3 protein-coding genes and 1 pseudogene are annotated in these 2,813 nt (G+C 69.8%); 2 read left to right on the forward strand and 2 right to left on the reverse strand.

The window, feature by feature from the left end; all coding sequences use genetic code 11:
• Nucleotides 1–257: pseudogene (locus CH341_RS30330) on the reverse strand (hypothetical protein); the annotation flags it as partial.
• 327 nt (nucleotides 258–584) lie between these two features.
• On the opposite strand from CH341_RS30330, the gene CH341_RS30335 reads away from it, so the two are divergent.
• Complete coding sequence (locus CH341_RS30335; RefSeq protein ID WP_111423229.1) at nucleotides 585–1,841, forward strand: cyclopropane fatty acid synthase; 1,257 nt, start codon at nucleotides 585–587, stop codon at nucleotides 1,839–1,841.
• A gap of 4 nt (nucleotides 1,842–1,845) precedes the next feature.
• Here CH341_RS30335 and CH341_RS34625 read toward each other — a convergent pair whose 3' ends face one another.
• Nucleotides 1,846–2,001: a hypothetical protein gene (locus tag CH341_RS34625; protein ID WP_170149874.1), complete on the reverse strand. Its 156-nt coding sequence runs from the start codon at nucleotides 1,999–2,001 to the stop codon at nucleotides 1,846–1,848.
• Nucleotides 2,002–2,277: 276 nt separating this feature from the next.
• Here CH341_RS34625 and CH341_RS30340 point away from each other — a divergent pair, with 276 nt between their 5' ends.
• A complete protein-coding gene (locus CH341_RS30340; protein WP_111423231.1) occupies nucleotides 2,278–2,730 on the forward strand; it encodes a c-type cytochrome in 453 nt (150 codons plus the stop codon).
• The last annotated feature ends 83 nt before the right edge of the window (nucleotides 2,731–2,813 follow it).

Raw genomic sequence — 2,813 nt, forward strand, 5'->3', positions numbered from 1 at the left:
TTCCGATCTCCGGCCAGATAGCCGGCGAGCGCACCCGCATTGTTCGGGTTCGAGGTGTAGTGCTCGCGCAGGAAGCGGGCGACCGTTCCGGGATCCTTGCCGCGCGACAGGCCGGACGCCGACCGGTGGCACGCCGCGCAATCCGACGAGAACATCTGAGCCGGGCTCTTGCCCGCCGCCAGATCCGTCTGTGCCGTCGCAATCGTCGGGACGAGCCCGCAGGCCAGCGCGCCGGCCACCGCGAATGCTCTCACCAAGACCGCCATCCCCGAAAACCCCTCGCTTCTCGCTGAAATTGCCGTGCCGCGCAGCCTCGACCGGCCGCAGCGCTCCACTTCCGCCGCCCGCCCGACGCAGGCGACGGCCCTACCTATCTCTCGCGCAGTTGTGAGGCAAATTCTGGCTTCTCGAAGGCTCCGGCAGGGCACGGAGCCTTGAAGCACCCTACCCGGAAGGATTAGGTTGTTGCACTGCGAGAGACACGAGCCGGTCGGCGAAAGCCCCGGGCGGCGCCGGATTCCGGTCGCGCCCCCCGGACGACGAGCCGTGGCCGTGCCTCCGGTACGGCGTCGTGAGGTTCGCCGATGGACCGTCTCCTGCGTCTCGCCTTCTCCAAGCTGATTCGTCACGGCTCGCTTCGGGTCACCACCGCGGCGGGCTCCGTCTTCGCCTTCGGGGACGGCGCCGGGCCACCCGTCGCGGTACGCTTCACCAGCGCCGCGGCCGAATGGGCCGTGCTGCTCGATCCCGAGCTGCGGCTCGGCGAAACCTTCATGGACGGCACCTTCGTGGTCGAGCAGGGCTCGATCGCCGACTTCCTGCGGCTCGTCACCGCCGCCGTCGCGGTGCGCTATCCGATCCCCTGGATCCAGCCGCTGGTGATGATCCGGTATCTCGCCCGCAAGCTCGCCCAATGGAACCGGCGCGGCGCCTCGCGCCGCAACGTCGCGCATCACTACGACCTCGACGGCCGGCTCTACGCGCTGTTTCTCGACTCCGACCGGCAATACTCCTGCGCCTATGTCGAGACGCCGGACGCCTCGCTCGACGACGCGCAGCTCGCCAAGAAGCGCCACATCGCCGCCAAGCTCCTGATCAGGCCGGGGCAGCGCGTGCTCGACATCGGCTCCGGCTGGGGCGGCCTCGCCCTCTATCTGGCCGAAACGGGCGGCACCGACGTCACCGGCCTCACCCTGTCGACCGAGCAGCTCGGGGTCGCCCGCGCCCGGGCCCGCGAGAGCGACCTCTCCGCCCGCGTGCGCTTCCGCCTGCAGGACTATCGCGACGTCGCCGAGACGTTCGACCGCATCGTCTCGGTCGGCATGTTCGAGCATGTCGGGGTGCGCTTCTACGACGCCTATTTCCAGGCGGCCGCCCGCGCCCTTTCGGACGACGGCGTCATGCTGCTGCACGCGATCGGCCGCTCGGAAGGACCGGCCTACACCAATCCGTGGATCGCCAAGTACATCTTCCCGGGCGGCTACATCCCGGCGCTGTCCGAGGTGCTGCCGGCGATCGAGCGGGCCGGCCTGCTGGTCACCGACATCGAGATCCTGCGGCTGCACTACGCCGAGACGCTTGCGGCGTGGCGCCGGCGCTTCCTCGCCCATCGCGACGAGGCGCTGCGGCTCTACGACTGCCGCTTCGTGCGCATGTGGGAGTTCTATCTCGCCGCCTCCGAGATGGCGTTCCGCGAGCAGAACATGATGGTGTTCCAGATCCAGCTCGCCAAGCGCCAGGGCGTGGTGCCGATCACGCGCGACTACATGGCCCGCGAGGAGCAGCGCCTGCGCGCCGCCGAGCGCGGCCCGAGCCCGCCGCTGCGGCTGGCCGGCGAGTGATCCCCTACTGCGTGAAGAACAGCACCGCGGCGATCGCCAGCGAGGCGGCGACGGCGGCGACCGCGCCGGTGGTGCGCAGCGCGCCCATGCGGCGCAGCGCGATGGCGAACACCACGATGATCGGCGTCGCCACCAGGAGGCCGAGCTGGGCGTCGTTCATGCTGGTCGCTCCGTGACGTGACGTCCGGCCGCCATGCCGCGGCCCCGGCGCAGGATCTACACCACGGCTCCCGCCCGGTGATTGCCCCGCCGCAAACAGCGGCGCTTTTCACGATCGGCCCTCGCACCGACGACAGACGCGGCCGCGCCACGGCGGCGCGCTTCGCCGAGTTGCTTGCGTATCGGCAAAGAACGATCGGCCGCCTTTGCTAGCGTCGCGCCGTCTCCCGCACGCGCTTCGCTCGCAGCTCGCTTGTCAGGTCGGAAAGGACCCGCGATGGCCGAACGCCTCACCAAGTCCGCGGCCCGGAACGTCTTCTACGGCGGCTCGGCCTTCTTCTTCGCGATCTTCATCGGCCTCACCGCCCACAGCCACTGGTACATCGCCAATGTCTCGACCGACACGGCGACGCTGACGCCCAGCGTCGCGCGCGGAAAGCACGTGTGGGAGAAGCACTCTTGCATCAACTGCCACACGCTGCTCGGCGAAGGCGCCTATTTCGCCCCCGAGGTCGGCAACGTGTGGGACCGCTGGGGCGGCAAGGACGACCCCGCCGCGGCGCGCGAGATGCTGAAGGCGTGGATGCAGTCGCAGCCCTCCGGCGCCGAAGGCCGCCGCCAGATGCCGCAGTTCAACCTCTCCGACCGCGAGCTCGACGACCTCGCGGACTTTCTGGAATGGACCAGCCGCATCAAGACCCAGAGCTGGCCGCCCAACAAGGCGGGGTGAGGCCACCGTCATTCCGGGGCGCGGCGAAGCCGCGAACCCGGAATCCAGCGACACATGCCGAGCCCGCGGCTGGATTCCGGGTC

Source organism: Rhodoplanes roseus (genome assembly GCF_003258865.1).
GTDB lineage: Bacteria > Pseudomonadota > Alphaproteobacteria > Rhizobiales > Xanthobacteraceae > Rhodoplanes > Rhodoplanes roseus.